This is a genomic window from Anaerococcus tetradius ATCC 35098 (assembly GCF_000159095.1).
Classification (GTDB): domain Bacteria; phylum Bacillota; class Clostridia; order Tissierellales; family Peptoniphilaceae; genus Anaerococcus; species Anaerococcus tetradius.
Genome location: NZ_GG666300.1, coordinates 50,828 through 65,592, shown reverse-complemented (window position 1 = coordinate 65,592; position 14,765 = coordinate 50,828). Strand labels below are relative to the sequence as shown.

General features: G+C 36.7%; 13 protein-coding genes and 1 other annotated feature. Of the genes, 2 read left to right on the top strand and 11 right to left on the bottom strand.

All coding sequences use genetic code 11. The features are described from left to right. Positions 1-301: 301 nt before the first annotated feature. The 6 genes from ileS to HMPREF0077_RS07635 form a co-directional block, all read right to left on the bottom strand. Positions 302-3,415 carry an isoleucine--tRNA ligase gene (gene ileS / locus HMPREF0077_RS07660; RefSeq protein WP_004837429.1) on the bottom strand — a complete coding sequence of 1,038 codons (3,114 nt, stop codon included), beginning with the start codon at positions 3,413-3,415 and terminating at the stop codon, positions 302-304. 279 nt (positions 3,416-3,694) lie between these two features. Beyond that, positions 3,695-4,180, bottom strand: coding sequence for a hypothetical protein (locus tag HMPREF0077_RS07655; protein WP_004837428.1), 486 nt, complete (start codon positions 4,178-4,180; stop codon positions 3,695-3,697). Positions 4,181-4,183: 3 nt separating this feature from the next. Beyond that, the gene (locus HMPREF0077_RS07650) at positions 4,184-4,660 is read right to left on the bottom strand and encodes a glutathione peroxidase (protein WP_004837427.1); all 477 of its coding nucleotides are present in this window, start codon (positions 4,658-4,660) and stop codon (positions 4,184-4,186) included. A gap of 199 nt (positions 4,661-4,859) precedes the next feature. Then, on the bottom strand, positions 4,860-5,741 hold the full coding sequence (locus HMPREF0077_RS07645; RefSeq protein ID WP_004837426.1) for a MetQ/NlpA family ABC transporter substrate-binding protein: 882 nt from the start codon (positions 5,739-5,741) through the stop codon (positions 4,860-4,862). 69 nt (positions 5,742-5,810) lie between these two features. Beyond that, positions 5,811-6,476 (bottom strand): methionine ABC transporter permease, encoded by a 666-nt coding sequence (locus HMPREF0077_RS07640; protein WP_004837425.1) that lies wholly within the window; start codon positions 6,474-6,476, stop codon positions 5,811-5,813. Continuing rightward, positions 6,463-7,494 carry a methionine ABC transporter ATP-binding protein gene (locus HMPREF0077_RS07635; protein ID WP_004837424.1) on the bottom strand — a complete coding sequence of 344 codons (1,032 nt, stop codon included), beginning with the start codon at positions 7,492-7,494 and terminating at the stop codon, positions 6,463-6,465. Before HMPREF0077_RS07635 ends, HMPREF0077_RS07640 begins: the two co-directional genes overlap by 14 nt. 51 nt (positions 7,495-7,545) lie before the next feature. Further along, positions 7,546-7,775: a binding site (T-box leader), on the bottom strand. A 199-nt stretch (positions 7,776-7,974) separates the two neighbouring features. Here HMPREF0077_RS07635 and hydG point away from each other — a divergent pair. Further along, positions 7,975-9,393 (top strand): [FeFe] hydrogenase H-cluster radical SAM maturase HydG, encoded by a 1,419-nt coding sequence (hydG, locus tag HMPREF0077_RS07630; protein ID WP_004837421.1) that lies wholly within the window; start codon positions 7,975-7,977, stop codon positions 9,391-9,393. Position 9,394: 1 nt separating this feature from the next. Further along, complete coding sequence (gene hydF, locus HMPREF0077_RS07625; protein WP_004837420.1) at positions 9,395-10,543, top strand: [FeFe] hydrogenase H-cluster maturation GTPase HydF; 1,149 nt, start codon at positions 9,395-9,397, stop codon at positions 10,541-10,543. A 57-nt stretch (positions 10,544-10,600) separates the two neighbouring features. Here the strand turns inward: hydF and hydE are convergent, their stop codons facing one another. The 5 genes from hydE to mgtE form a co-directional block, all read right to left on the bottom strand. After that, entirely contained in the window at positions 10,601-11,644 is a 1,044-nt protein-coding gene (gene hydE, locus HMPREF0077_RS07620) for a [FeFe] hydrogenase H-cluster radical SAM maturase HydE (RefSeq protein WP_004837419.1), read from the bottom strand. A 6-nt stretch (positions 11,645-11,650) separates the two neighbouring features. Continuing rightward, positions 11,651-11,908 (bottom strand): hypothetical protein, encoded by a 258-nt coding sequence (locus HMPREF0077_RS07615; RefSeq protein WP_004837418.1) that lies wholly within the window; start codon positions 11,906-11,908, stop codon positions 11,651-11,653. 153 nt (positions 11,909-12,061) lie between these two features. Beyond that, positions 12,062-12,679, bottom strand: coding sequence for an HD domain-containing protein (locus tag HMPREF0077_RS07610; protein ID WP_004837417.1), 618 nt, complete (start codon positions 12,677-12,679; stop codon positions 12,062-12,064). Next, a complete protein-coding gene (locus tag HMPREF0077_RS07605; RefSeq protein ID WP_004837416.1) occupies positions 12,672-13,367 on the bottom strand; it encodes an acyl-[acyl-carrier-protein] thioesterase in 696 nt (231 codons plus the stop codon). Before HMPREF0077_RS07605 ends, HMPREF0077_RS07610 begins: the two co-directional genes overlap by 8 nt. Positions 13,368-13,392: 25 nt before the next feature. Then, a complete protein-coding gene (gene mgtE / locus HMPREF0077_RS07600; RefSeq protein ID WP_004837415.1) occupies positions 13,393-14,763 on the bottom strand; it encodes a magnesium transporter in 1,371 nt (456 codons plus the stop codon). Between the last annotated feature and the right edge of the window lie 2 nt (positions 14,764-14,765).

Sequence of the window (14,765 nt, the reverse complement as noted above, 5' to 3'; positions counted from 1 at the left end):
CTAAGCGTAAAAGTTTTTGTATCATTCCTAATTTTTTTTAGATATTTTTACTCAAGAAAATTTATAAATCAATAAATTTCTTTTATTTTTGTCTATATTCCAATAAATTTCCCTATATTTTTCATCATGAATTTTTAAAATCTCTGGCATGGATTCGCTCATCTTGTCCATTTTTTTCTTTTTATCTAAAACTAAAACTTTTTTTATCGTGAATTTTTACCATATTCATAAGTTTGAGTTTCATTTTTTTCCAAGCCATAAAAAAAGAAGCAAGTTTCCTCGCTTCCCTTTGTTTTTATTCTTACTTTCTTTCTAGTTCTATTTTTACTTTTTTGTCATTTAGTTCTAATTGTTCACTAGCAAGATCTTTTCTTTCGAATTTATCTGCTAGGGTTTCTTTTTTGATTTCTTCTTTGAATTTTTCTAGAGAGGCTTCTAGTTCATCATCTGCTTGGTAGTAGATGTTTATTCTATCTGTTACTTCAAAGCCACTATCTTTTCTCATGTTTTGAACTTTTGAAGTAAATTCTCTTGCGTAGCCTTCGTCTAGGAGGTCTTTAGTTATTTCTGTATCTAGGATTACAAAGACATTGCCGTCCATTTCTACATCGAAGCCTTCTTTGGCGGTGATTCTTATGTCGAGATAGTCTTTGCTTACCTCATATTTTGTATCTGCTAGGGTGATTTCTTGTGGAGCTTTTTCTACAGCTTCTATAAATTCTTTGGCATCTACACTTGCTAGGAATTTGGCAAAGTCGTTAACCTTGGATTGGAAGATTTTTCCTACTACTCTAAAGTCTGGTTTTAGGAAGTAGTCCATAAAATCTGATAGGTCATTTTCGAAGTCGACTTCTTTGATGTTTAGCTCTTCTTTGATTAAGCCTGTAAGCTCTGCGATTTTATCTTTGTAGGCTCCATCTACTATGATTTTTGATAGAGGTTGACGAACCTTGATTGATTCTTTTTCTCTTGAAGCACGTCCTAGGTTTACTATTTTTCTTACAAGGTCCATGCTAGATTCGATTTGTGTGTCTATCAAGCTCTCATTTGCTTCTGGAAGGAGGCTTGTGTGAACTGTTTTTTCTCCTGTAAGTGACCTATAGACTTCTTCGGCTATAAATGGTGTTACTGGAGCTATTAGCTTGGATATGGTTAGTAGGGCGTCAAAGGTGGTCTTATATACGGCTTTTTTGCTAGCTGTTAGGTCTTTTGACCAGAATCTCTTCCTATTTCTTCTGATATACCAGTTAGATAAGTCTTCTACTACAAAGTCTGATATCATGTGAACGACTTTGTTGTAATCAAAGACTTCCATGGCTTCGGTGTAGTTTTTGATTAGGGAATTTAGCTTAGAGTAGAGCCACTTGTCTATTTTTTCTAGTTGACCATCTTCAAATTTTGCAATTTCTTCTGCGCTTAGCTTATCGGTGTTGGCATAAAGAGCGAAGAAGTTGTAGACATTTTCGAAGGTTCTAAAGAAGTTGTTTTTAACTTCGACTAGACCCTTTTCGTCAAATTTTGTTTGCATCCATGGTGGAGAAACGTAGAGGGAGTAGAATCTTACGGCATCTGCTCCATATTTGTCAAAGAGGGCAAATGGGTCTAGGGTGTTGCCCCTTGATTTACTCATTTTTTGACCATTTTTATCGACTACAAGGTCATTAACTAGGACGTTTTTGTAAGGTGCTTTTCCTAGGGTGATGGTTGATATTGCCATTAAGGAATAGAACCATCCCCTTGTTTGGTCAATTCCTTCAGATATGAAATCTGCTGGGAAGTAGTTGTCAAGTTTTTGGCTCTTGTCGAATGGATAGTGGATTTGGGCAAATGGCATAGCTCCTGAGTCAAACCAAACGTCTATTACATCTGGCACCCTGTGCATTACTCCTCCGCACTTATCGCACTTAATACTTACATTGTCAACATATGGTCTGTGAAGTTCTATGTCTTCTGATATGTCCTCGATCGCACGCTCTTTAAGCTCAGCTCTTGAAGCAACTGTATCGGTGTGGCCACAATCATCACATTTCCAAATATTTAATGGAGTCCCCCAATATCTTGATCTTGATATAGCCCAGTCCTTGACATTTTCTAGCCAGTTGCCGAATCTCTTATCGCCTATGGTTTGTGGGAACCAATTAACTTCGTTGTTGTTTTTAACCATAGCATCTGAGAATTTGCTCATTTCTATATACCAAGATGGTTTTGCGTAATATACAAGTGGGGTATGACATCTCCAGCAGTGTGGGTAGTTGTGCTCTATAGTTTCTTTAGCAAAAACTTTTCCTTCTTCTTGGAGGTGTCTCCAGATTTTCTCGTTGGTATCGAAGATAAATTCGCCCTTCCAAGGAGTTTCTGTAAAGTTTCCTTCTAGGTCAACTGGTTGAACGAAGGCAAGATTATATTTTCTTCCTATTTGATAGTCGTCCTCACCAAAGGCTGGTGCTGAGTGAACTATTCCTGTACCATCTTCTGCTGATACATAATCGGCAAGGGTTACTATGAAGGCCCTATCTTCACCAACTTTTACATAAGGCATAAGTTGGTCATATTGCCAATATTCCATATCTTTTCCAGGAAATTCATCTACGATTTCATATTCCCTTTCTCCCATAAGTTTTTCTACAAGAGATTTGGCACAATAGTAATATGCGTCATCTTCTTTTACGAAAACTTTGGCATAGGTTAATTCTGGATGAACGGATAGGGCTACGTTTGATGGAAGGGTCCATGGGGTTGTTGTCCAAGCTAGGAAGTATTCGTTTTTTGTATCTTTTTTCTTGAATTTAACTGTAAGGGTTATAGTCTTATCCATTTGATAGCCTTGGGCAACCTCATGGCTTGCAAGACCTGTACCACAACGAGGGCAATATGGCATAACCTTTGCTCCCTCGTAGATGTAACCTTTTTTGAAGGCTTGATCTAGAAGATACCATTCTGTTTCGATGTAGTTGTTATCCATTGTTACATATGGCTCGTCCATATTGTAGAGATAGGCCATTCTATCTGACATTTCTCTCCAAAGGTCTGAATATTTCCAAACAGATTCCTTGCAAAGCTTATTAAATTTCTCTATACCATAGGTTTCTATGTCGTTTTTGTCATGAAAGCCCAAGGATTTTTCGACTTCAATTTCTACTGGAAGACCATGGGTATCCCAACCTGCCTTTTTTAAAACTTTGTAGCCTTTCATGTTTTTGTATCTACTTGTCATATCCTTTAAGGTACGGGCTATAACGTGATGGATTCCTGGCTTACCATTGGCTGTTGGTGGGCCATCAAAGATTATATATTCCTCGGCATCTTCTCTTGTTTTGAAGGTTTCGTCTAAGAGGTCGATATCTTGCCAATATTTTTCTAATACCGCTTCCCTTTCTCTTACATTTTTACTGTCTAAAGATTTGAATTCTGACATTACTAACTCCTTTTTTTGTAAATTTTCAAAAAATAAAACCGTCCTTAAAAAGGACGGTCCACCGTTTTAATAAACAATTTAACGCAATTGTAACGTAATAAACTAATAATTCATTTATTAGACTAGAAGATGATCTTCGCCCAGTAAGCTTCTAGCAGCTTTCACCTAACCTGCCTCTCTTTTAGATTAATAAAGGGTTACTCTTCTTCATAACATCATATTTATAATATAATATAATACTAACAAAGTTTTTTGTCAAATATAATTGTATAGGCTTGACTATATATGTCTGATTATCTTAAATTTCTCCAAATTATAGACATCAAAATCATCTATGTTGGCCCTATCCTTGGCATCCTCAAACATTTGATAGTCGCTTTCGTAATCATTCCTATAAACTATAACAGGGTTATTTTTGTAATTTAGTAAGAGTCCATGATAGACTCCGAAGTCTTCGATTTTTCCAATTGGTGTTACCTTGTTTATTTCCAAAACTTGGATGTAAACATCATCTAGGTCTTCTTTTTTGAGGGCTAGGGCATTGTTGAAGATGCCGAGATTTACTGTTTCGTTGATTATATCTAGGGCGATATTTTTCCTAGTTGGATATATTGAGCCAGCTCTTTCCCTCTTATCTCCTATATTAATTTCGATTAATACTCCGTTGTGATTATTTTCAAATTCTTTATCATAAGTACTTAGGTAGCTTCCAGTATCTAGGTAGTGCTTCAAAGAATCGAAAGCAAGTTTTACAAATTTATCCATGATTTATCCTAACAATTTTTCTATATCTTTTTTCATATTTTCAGGTTTCTTGTTTGAACCAAAGCGACTTACTACATTTCCTTCTCTATCAATCAAAAATTTTGTGAAATTCCACTTAATAGCCTTGCCAAGACCTGGCTTTTCTGTTTTTAGGAAGCTGTAGAGGGGTGCTTCGTTTTCACCGTTGACATCTATTTTTTTGAATCTATCAAAGCTTGTCCCAAAGTTTAAGGCACAGAAGGAGTCTATTTCTTCGTCAGATTCTGGTGCTTGATTTGCAAATTGATTGCAAGGAAAGTCCAAAATCTCGAAGCCTTGATCCTTGTATTGTTTATAAAGATCCTCAAGAGAATCGTATTGCTTAGTAAAGCCACAGTGAGTTGCAGTGTTTACTATAAGGAGGACCTTGCCCTTGTATTTTTCTAAACTTATTTCATTATCATTTTTATCTAAAACTGTAAAATCATATACGCTTGTCATAATTTCTCCTTTTTAGCTCTTCTCTATTGATTATACTGTTAATTTCCTTCTCATCTATTTTATAAGGCTTCTATTTTTTGGGCTATTTTCCTTGTAAAAAAAGCTGTTGCAAGATCTCTTGTGATTTTGCAACAGCCTCTTAATTTATTATTCACCTAGCTTAGCTTGTATTTTAACAAGTCTAATTAGCTTTTAGATTTTACCAAGCTGGTAACCAAGCTCCTTTTGTGATTTTTTCCATGTCTTTTTTAGTTTCTTCTGTTTGATAATATTTTACAAATTCTTTGTAGTCTTCGTTGTTTTCGTCTTCTTTTCTTGCTGCTATTAGGTTGATATATTGTTTTACAGAGTCAGTTTTTGGATTCTCTTTAAAAATTGCAGTGTTTTTATCAAGGCCTGCGTCAAGAGCGAAGGTGTCGTTTACTATTGCTACTTGGCAATCATCTAAGCTTCTTGGTGTTTGTGATGCGTCCATTTCAACTAGTTTTAATTTTTTAGGATTTTCTTTTACCTTATCTATGGTAATTATATCTCCTGGATTTCCGTCTACTTTGATTAGACCTGCTTCTTGAAGTAGGAAGAGGGCTCTTGATCCGTTTGATGGGTCGTTTGGTAGGGCTACCTTATCGCCTTCTTTTAGTTCATCTAAAGATTTAATCTTGTTTGAGTAGATGGCAATTGGTGCAAGCATTGTATTTCCGATAGATACTAGGTCTGATCCTTTTGATTGGTTAAATTCTTCTAGGAATTTATAGTGTTGGTAAGCGTTTAGGTCGATATCTCCTGCTAGAAGGGCTTCATTTGGTTGGCTGTAGTCAGAAAATACTACAAGTTCTGCCTTCTTGCCTGTTCCTTTTTCATATCTTTTGATTACTTCTTTTAGGACGTCGTTGTATTCTCCAACAACACCGATTTTGATTACTCCACTATCTTTTTTTCCTGACTTTTCTTCTGGCTTTGCCTTTTCTTCGGTCTTTGCTTCTTGTTTGCTATCTTGTGCCTTCTCGTTATTTTTTGCCCCACAAGCGCTAAAGCCTAGGACTAGGGCTAGAGTTAGTGCGATTTTTGTAAATTTTTTCATTATGTTCCTCCCTTAATTTACATATATATTATTAAAGATTTTCATCTTAATAACCACGATTGTTAGTCTTTAGTGACTAGTTTTTCTTATGAGTATGTTTGATACTCCTTGGATGATAAATACCATTATTAAAATTATGATTACTGATATCAAGACTACATCATCCTTGTATCTTTGATATCCAACTGCTATGGCAAGGTCTCCTATACCGCCACCACCTATAAGTCCTGCCATTGCTGTAAGGCCTAATAGTGAGATTAGGGTAATGGATGCTGCCCTGATTAGTGAAGGAAGTCCCTCCCTAAGGTAAACTGAATAGATTATTTCGACTGGTCCCTTGCCCATTGCTTCAGCAGCTTCGATTACTCCTGGATCAACTTCTGCTAGGGCTTGTTCAACCTGCTTTGCAAAAAATGGAACTGCCGAAAATATTAGTGGCACTATAGCTGCTGTAGGGCCTATTCTTGTGTGGACTATGGCCTTGGTAATTGGAGCTACTAGAGCTAGTAAGATTACAAAGGGAATGGCCCTAAAGGTATTAGTTAGTTTATCTAATATCGAATAGAGTTTCTTATTTTCGAGTAATCTTCCCCTGTCTGTTACTACTAGGATTACTCCAAGTATAAGGCCAAATATTCCTGCGAATATAGCAGAAACTACTAGCATATACAAGGTTGCCCAGGTTTCATCTACTATCCTATCTGATATGGATATGGCATAATCAAAGTATCCCATCTTTACCTCCCAAGATTTTAATTCTTACATCTTTATCTTTCAAGTAAGTTAAGACATTATCCAGGCTTCCTTCAGAACCCTTGAAGGTTACTATTAGATTTCCTACAGGAGTTGATCCTATAAACTCTATATTGGCAGCTAGGATGTTGGTCTTTATTTTAAACTTCTCGTAAATTTCATTGATAAGTGGCTCGGTTGTGCTAGCTCCCTTGTAGTTAAGCTGAACAAGGATTTCATCATCTCTAAGGATTCCTATATTTTCCTTAACATCTGCTATGGTTTGTTCGACATTTGTAGAAGTTTCTACGAACTCTCTTGTCAATTTTTCCTTAGGATCTGAGAAGATATCGAGGGTTGAGCCTTCTTCAACAACTTTTCCATTTTGCATTACTGCACATTTGTTGCAAAGGTCTTTAACAACTTCCATTTGGTGAGTGATTATCACAATAGTAAGCTTTAGCTTCTCATTTAGTTCCTTTAAGAGGGCTAGAATTTGCTTAGTTGTCTTTGGGTCGAGGGCACTTGTAGCCTCATCGCAAAGAAGGATTTCAGGATCAGAAGCTAGGGCACGAGCTATGGCACATCTTTGCTTTTGTCCTCCAGAAAGCTCCCTTGGATAGGAATCTATCTTATCAGCAATTCCAACTAGCTCTAGGAGGTCTTTGGCTTTTTTGATTTTCTCCTCCTTGCTTGTCGATTTATCTCTTTTGATTGGAAAGATTACATTATCCAAAACTGTAAGATTATTCAAAAGATTGAAGTGTTGGAAAATCATTCCGATTTTTTTTCTTCTTTCCCTAAGTTCCTTGTTGGATAAGTCTAGAAGCTTTTCTCCCTTAACTATAACTTCCCCTTGGCTTGGCCTTTGGAGAAGGTTTATAGTCCTAACTAGAGTTGACTTACCAGCTCCAGAAAATCCTACGATTCCAAAAGCATCTTGCTTTTCAATTTTAATGCTTACATTATCGACTGCCTTAAAGCCATCGAAGTCGACTGTAATATTGTTTAACTCTATCATATCTTCCTTCCTATTGTCTCAATAAAAAAAGTCCCCAGCTTCCCGAAGGAAACTAAGGACGAAAATTCGCGTTACCACCTTAATTCACAAGTGCTCGCACACTCATGCTCTCATCAAGTACATACATACTCTAATTCTATAACGGGAATTCCCGTGCGACTCTAATATCGAATCGCCCCATCAAAGGCCATCTTCATCTAAATCCTTATCCACCCCTTTCACCAAAACGGGGCTCTCTGTAGAACGAAAATCTAGATTACTCTTCTTTTCTGTTGGTTTGTTAAGTTTATCTTGTCGATAAAGATATATTACCATGGATTTTTTTACTTGTCAAATAAAATATATGTATTTTTGTATAAGCATTAATTTTTAGAGCTTTGGTAGAATTTTTTAGAAAAAATTTATCCATGAAAGATAGGTAAATTTCCTTTTTAAGCCCATAAGTATTATAATATTAATGAAATAATAAAGGGAGGTAATATGGTAGTATATAATCCAAAATCAAAAGATGCTAATGAATTTATAAACCATGAAGAAATTTTAGAAACTCTCGATTATGGCAGAGCTAATGCCCATAACAGAGAGCTTATCATAGATATTTTAAATAAGGCAAAAAAGGCTAAGGGCCTAAGCCACAGGGAGGCCTTTGTGCTTCTATCTTGCAAGGAAGAAGACCTTAACGAGGAGATTTTTAATCTAGCAAGAGAACTTAAACATAAGTTTTATGCCAATAGGATAGTGCTTTTTGCACCCTTATACCTATCAAATTATTGTGTAAATGGCTGTTCTTATTGCCCATACCATGGTCAAAACAAGACTATACCTAGAAGAAAATTAACTCAAGATGAAATCCGTGAGCAAGTTATAGCCCTACAAGATTTGGGTCATAAGAGACTTGCCCTAGAAGCTGGAGAAGATCCTATCCATAACCCACTCGAATACATACTCGAGTCCATTCACACAATCTATAATATCAAACATAAGAATGGCGCTATCAGGAGGGTTAATGTAAATATTGCTGCAACTACAGTTGAAAATTATAGGAAGCTTCACGAAGCAGAGATTGGAACTTATATTCTCTTCCAAGAAACTTATAATAAGAAAAATTACGAGGCTATTCACAAGTTTGGACCAAAGTCTAATTATGAATACCATACCGAAGCCATGGACAGGGCCTTTGAGGGTGGCATAGATGATTTGGGCCTTGGAGTTTTGTATGGGCTAGATTCTTATGAGTATGAATTTGTAGGACAATTGATGCACGCTGAGCACCTCGAAGCTAGATTTAATGTAGGTCCTCACACAATTTCTGTTCCAAGAATTCAACCTGCTGATGATATTGACCCTAACGACTTCGACAATTCCCTCTCAGATGAGATGTTTGAGAAAATTGTAGCCTGCATAAGGGTAGCTGCTCCTTATACTGGTATGATTGTGTCAACTAGGGAAAGTGAAAAGGTTCGTGCTAAGCTCCTTGAGCTTGGAATTTCACAAATTTCTGGCGGTTCAAAGACTTCTGTCGGAGGCTACACCGATGATGAAACCAAGGGAAGCGATCAGTTCGAATTGTCTGATAATAGAAGTCTTGATGAGATTATCGACTGGCTTATAGCTAAAGACCATGTTCCAAGCTTTTGCACAGCTTGCTACAGAAAGGGAAGAACAGGAGAGACCTTCATGGGTATGGTTAAGCAATTTGGTATAGGAAATATTTGTCATCCAAATGCCATAACTACCCTCGAAGAATACCTCGTTGATTATGCTAGTGATAAAACTAAAAAGGATGCCGAAGCCCTCATCCAAAGAGAGCTTGATAGTATTCCAAACCCTGAAGTTCGCAAATCAACTATAGAAAAACTAGAAGAAATAAGACAAGGACAAAGAGATTTATATATCTAATATGAAAGTACAAAATAGCGAAAGGCTCCATATAGGAATTTTTGGTCAAACAAATTCTGGTAAATCGAGCCTACTAAACTACATGACAGGAACTGATACGGCTATTGTTTCAAATATAGCAGGAACTACAACAGATCCTATTAGAAAGGCCATGGAGATAACAGACTTTGGCCCAGTTCTTTTTATAGATACAGCTGGAGTTAATGATAAGACTAGCTTAGGTCAAGCAAGGATTGCTAAAAGCAGGCAGGTTATTGATAAGTGTGATGTCTTCATCTACTGCCTAAGCCTGGATGATGATATGCAAATCCTAAATGAGCTAAAGAAAAAGGAAAAGCCAATAATTTATGTAGCTAGCAAGCAGGATTTGCCAGTAGGTAGTGAAATAAGTGATAAATATAAGGACCTTGCTCCTCTAAAGATTGATATAAGGAATAAGGATGACAGGCTAAAGATTTTTGCTAGGATTAAGAGCTTAGAAAAAAAAGATGAGCCTACTATCACCAAAAATTTGGTCAAAAAGGGCGACTTGGTTGTTCTTGTCATCCCCCAAGATAAGGCCGCCCCAAAGGGAAGGCTAATTAAGCCCCAAGTAATGACTATTAGAGAGCTTATTGATAAAAAGGCTACAGCTATTTGCTGTGATTTGACAAGTCTAGAAAATACTTTAAGCTCCCTTAACAAAAAGCCCGACCTAGTAATCTGCGACTCCCAAGTCTTTAAGGAAACTAGCGAAATAATAGAAGAAGGCACGAGCCTTACCAGTTTTTCCATACTTTTTTCTGCCTTTAAGGGAGATTTACCTTATTTTATAAAATCTGTAAAAAGACTCGACATGCCCCTAAAAAGAGTTTTGATAGCAGAAGCCTGCACCCATCCTCCTATTGATGAGGATATTGGAACAGTAAAAATTCCAAGGATGCTCAAGAAAAAATATCCAGACCTTGAGATAGAATTTGCTAGGGGCGATAGTCTTATAGACTACGATAGATACGATTTGATCATATCTTGTGGAGCTTGTATGTTTAATAGAACTACTATGCTAAGCAAGGTAGAAAAGGCAAAAGAAAAATCTATAGCAATGACAAATTATGGTATCACCATAGCCTATCTTAAAGGAATCCTCGATAAGGTAGTCCTTCCAGATTAGATACTAAAGACCCAAAAGCTTAGCTTTTGGGCCTTTTTCTATTTCTCTTTAAAAAGATTAACTGTATCTTCTTGTTTTTTTATCGTAAGTTATCACATCTCCCCTGTCGGTTACGATTTGATAGCCTGCATTTTTTATCCTAAGTTCAAGGCAGGCCCTACATTCGGCCGCCTCATCTCCTGTACAAATTTTGTTATCATAGAGGGAATATTTTTCCCTAACCATGGTTGGGGAAAGGTTGGGCATAAGGACATTTGCTCCAGCTTGAAGGCCTCTTTCCCTGCCCAGAGGATTAATAGTTCCAAGGGCAGTTGTAGCCGGTATTAGGGCGTAGGGAAAGAGGATTCTAAGGATTGATACTAGCCTTAGGGTCATCTCAAATGACCCATTAGGAAAGTCCTTGAAGGGAGTATCGTGCTGGGTCATGTAAGGGCCTATGCCTATCATGGCTGGTTGTAATTCTTCTAAGAAGCGTAGGTCTTTAATAATAGACTCTGTTGTTTGGTAGGGAGAGCCTACCATGAAGCCACCACCTACTTGAAATCCGATTTCCTTTAGCTTCCTTAGGGCATCTCTCCTATTTTCAAAGCTCATTGAAGAAGGATGGAGCTTTTGGTAGTGGTCTTTATCTGAAGTTTCTTCTCTTAATAAATATCTGTCGGCCCCTGCCTCAAACAATCTCTTGAATGATTCGTAAGACCTCTCCCCAAGGGAAAGAGTGATAGCTATATCGTCATGGAGGGCCTTGATTTTTTTAACTATATCTACCATGATATCATCAGTGAAATATCCATCTTCGCCCCCTTGGAGGACGAAGGTCCTATATCCAAGCTTGTAACCCAGTTTGGCACAAGATATGATATCCTCCTCGCTTAGCCTATATCTTTCTACATGATAATTTGACTTTCTAATTCCACAATAATAACAATCATTCTTGCAAATGTTAGAAAATTCAATTAGACCTCTGACATAGACCTTATCTCCATAAATCTCTTTTCTTATAGCATCTGCCCTCTTGTTGAGGACTTCTGTTAGAGAGTCATCTTCTATCCATCTTTTAAGGGTCGAATCATCATAATAAGTTGTGTTTTTAACCTGCATAAGCTTTTATTTTTCCTTCTTGGCCTTTGACTTATCTTTTTTAGCCTGTGCCTTCTTAGCCTTCTTTATTAGCTTTTTGAAAAATTCATCCTGGTTTTTGACCTTTATAAACTTTGATTTGATTTTTCCAAAAAAATAATCTTTTTTCTTCTCTTTGCAATGACCTAAACAAGTTTTCTTTAACTTAAAACCGTATTTGTCACTCAGGTCTTCTAATTTATCTATGTCAAGCTTTGAACACTTTTTGCATACTTTGACTTTCATAAAAACTCCTATAAAAAAATCAGGAGACCAAAGCAAAAGTTCTATTCACTTTTGCAACAGTCTCCTTGGGTTTGGTAAAATAAATTCATTTATAATATACTGCTATAAGCTATATTTGCAAACTAGATTTCTTATCGAAAGTTTTCTTAACTCCTAGTCATCCTTAACAAAAAGCTTGTAGGGAAATTTAGATTTTTTAATCTTTGGCAAATATAATTCTATATCTTGCCCTAATTTTCCCTTGAAATAAGCTTCAAGGTCTATATATCTTTGCCTCAATTTATCATTGTCATATCCTAAATATAGGTCCATCCCTCTTTTTAGACCTATATATTCATCAGAAAAAATCATATAGAGGTATTGGACTAAAAGGTCATAGTCAGTGTAGCTAAACTTGTAGAAGAAATTTTCTAAAAATTCCTTCTCTTTATCGTCTAATTTGTACAAGTTTTCATAAAGACATAGATCTTTTATAGCAAAAGCCTGACTAAGGGCAAGCCTTGCTGGAAAAAAATATGCCTCATCCCTAAGGATCTTATAGCCATATAGAAAATCCTTATCATTTGACTTCATTAGGCCGATCTTTCCTAGGGCCCCACAAGCAAAGGCCAAGTCCTTATCAAGACCTAGGTCTTCTGCCATAGCCTCTGCCGTTTTTCCTACAAGAAAGAGGCGAGCAATCCATCTGCCAGGCCTTGCCTTATAGGCCTCTTCCAAATAATTTATTATCTTGTCCTTGTTGGGAATATTCCCGAAGCCTTTTTTATACATTAGTTTTAATCTTTCCTAAACAATAATCTCTTCCATCTTCCCCTCTTAGGGCAAAGTCTATGGACTTATCTTCTCTTCTTGCGAAAGCTTGAATTTGTTTTTTATCCCTAATTTCATTTCTGTAGATTAGCTTGATATAACTTATATCCTTGTCATAAATATCGACAGTTTCTTTAATCAAATCAAAATAGACGGCATTGTTTATGTGGAAATTATTATCCAAATCTGCTCTTCTTAACTGAATATCTCTGATGAAGGCTAAGTCATTTCTTATTTCCATATCGTAGATATCAAAGATTGGATTTTCCTTTCCATATGCTAGGCTTAGATTTTGGGGGATTTTTATAGGACGAAGCCTAGTAATGTCCATCAATAGGAAGGTCGCTTTAGCCCTTGCTAGGATATTTCCCCTACTTTCAACTATAAAGTCCCTATAAGCATAAAATTTATCCATATGGGTGGGAATTGTGGTGATTTCTATTTCTTCTCCCAGTCTAATATTGTTTTCGATTTGTATATCCCAAGAGTAAATTATCCACCTTAGATTTTTCATATCTATGTCTTTTTCAAGTATCTCTGCTTGATCAAAGGCAACTTCATTCATAAGAGCAACTAGATATCTCATTGAGATATAATTAAAAGGATCTACATGCATCCTTCCTATTTTGAATTTCTTCTTGAATTTCATAGGGCCTCCTTTTCTAGAGATATATTTATAGGGGAGCTACACTGATAAACATTTGAGCAATGTTGAAATAAACAATTAGTCCAACAGAATCAACAATGGTAGTTATAAGTGGACTTGCCATGATGGCAGGGTCTGCTCCTAATCTACTTGCAAGCATTGGAAGGAGGGAGCCTACGACTTTGGCTGTTATAACCACTAATAGCAAGGTCACTGCTACTATAAGGGATATCTCTACTCCAACCTTATCAAAGAACATACACTTTAGAAAACTTACTAGACCAAGCGATAGACCACACACAACTCCTACCCTAAATTCCTTCCAGAAGACCTTAATCCAATCCGATAATTCAACATCATGGGTTGCCATGGCACGAATGACTAGGGTTGAAGTTTGGCTTCCTGCATTTCCACCTGAGTCTGTAAGCATTGGTATAAACATATTAAGGGCAATTATCGATTGAATAACTGCCTCATAGCTTCTAAGGATTGTAGATGTGAAGGCTGATGATATCATCAAAAACATCAACCAAGGAATCCTGTTTTTCGCTAATTTCCGAACGCTCATCTTACTATATTCTTCCTCTTCTGGAGTTGTAGCTGCCATGATTTGGAAGTCTTCGGTCGCCTCTTGCTCGATTATCCACATGATATCATCAACTGTGATTATACCTACCAGCATATTTTCCTTATCCACAACTGGAAGGGCGGTAAAACCGTATTTTTGGAAAGTCCTCGCAACTTCTTCTTGGTCTTCATCTGTCCTTACAGAAATTACATCCTCATAGAGGAGGGATGATATCAAGGTATTCTCATCGCTTGTAACAATATTTCTTAGGGAAACGTAGCCAAGAAGCTTTTTGGTAGTATCAGTTACATAACAAGTATAGACTGTTACCTTGTCCTTGCCTATTCTTTTTATAGTGGCTAGGGCTTCTTTTACTGTCATGTTGATTTTTAACTCAACAAATTCTGGAGTCATAAGACTTGCTGCTGAGTCTTCAGGGAATTTTAGGTATTGGTTGACCCTCTTTCTTATTTCAGGGTCGGTATTTCTTAGAATCTTTTGGACAACTGATGCTGGCATCTCTTCTAGGGTGTCGATCATATCGTCGAAGTCCAAATCTTCAAGAAGATCTGTAAACTCAGCATCATTTAAGCCCTTCTTTATCTTATCCTTATCGGAAGGATCAAGCTTGGCAAATACTTCTATAGCATCTTCCTTTTTGAGGAGCCTAAAAACTAAAAGAGCATCATCAGAGCTAAGGGTCGATATAAATTCTTCTATATCGACCGGATTAGTCCTTCTTAATAATTTTGAAAGATTTACTCCATCTTTCTTAGCTAGAAGTTCTGCTAACTCCTCTACCCTCTTTGAATAATCCATATATTTTTGCATCT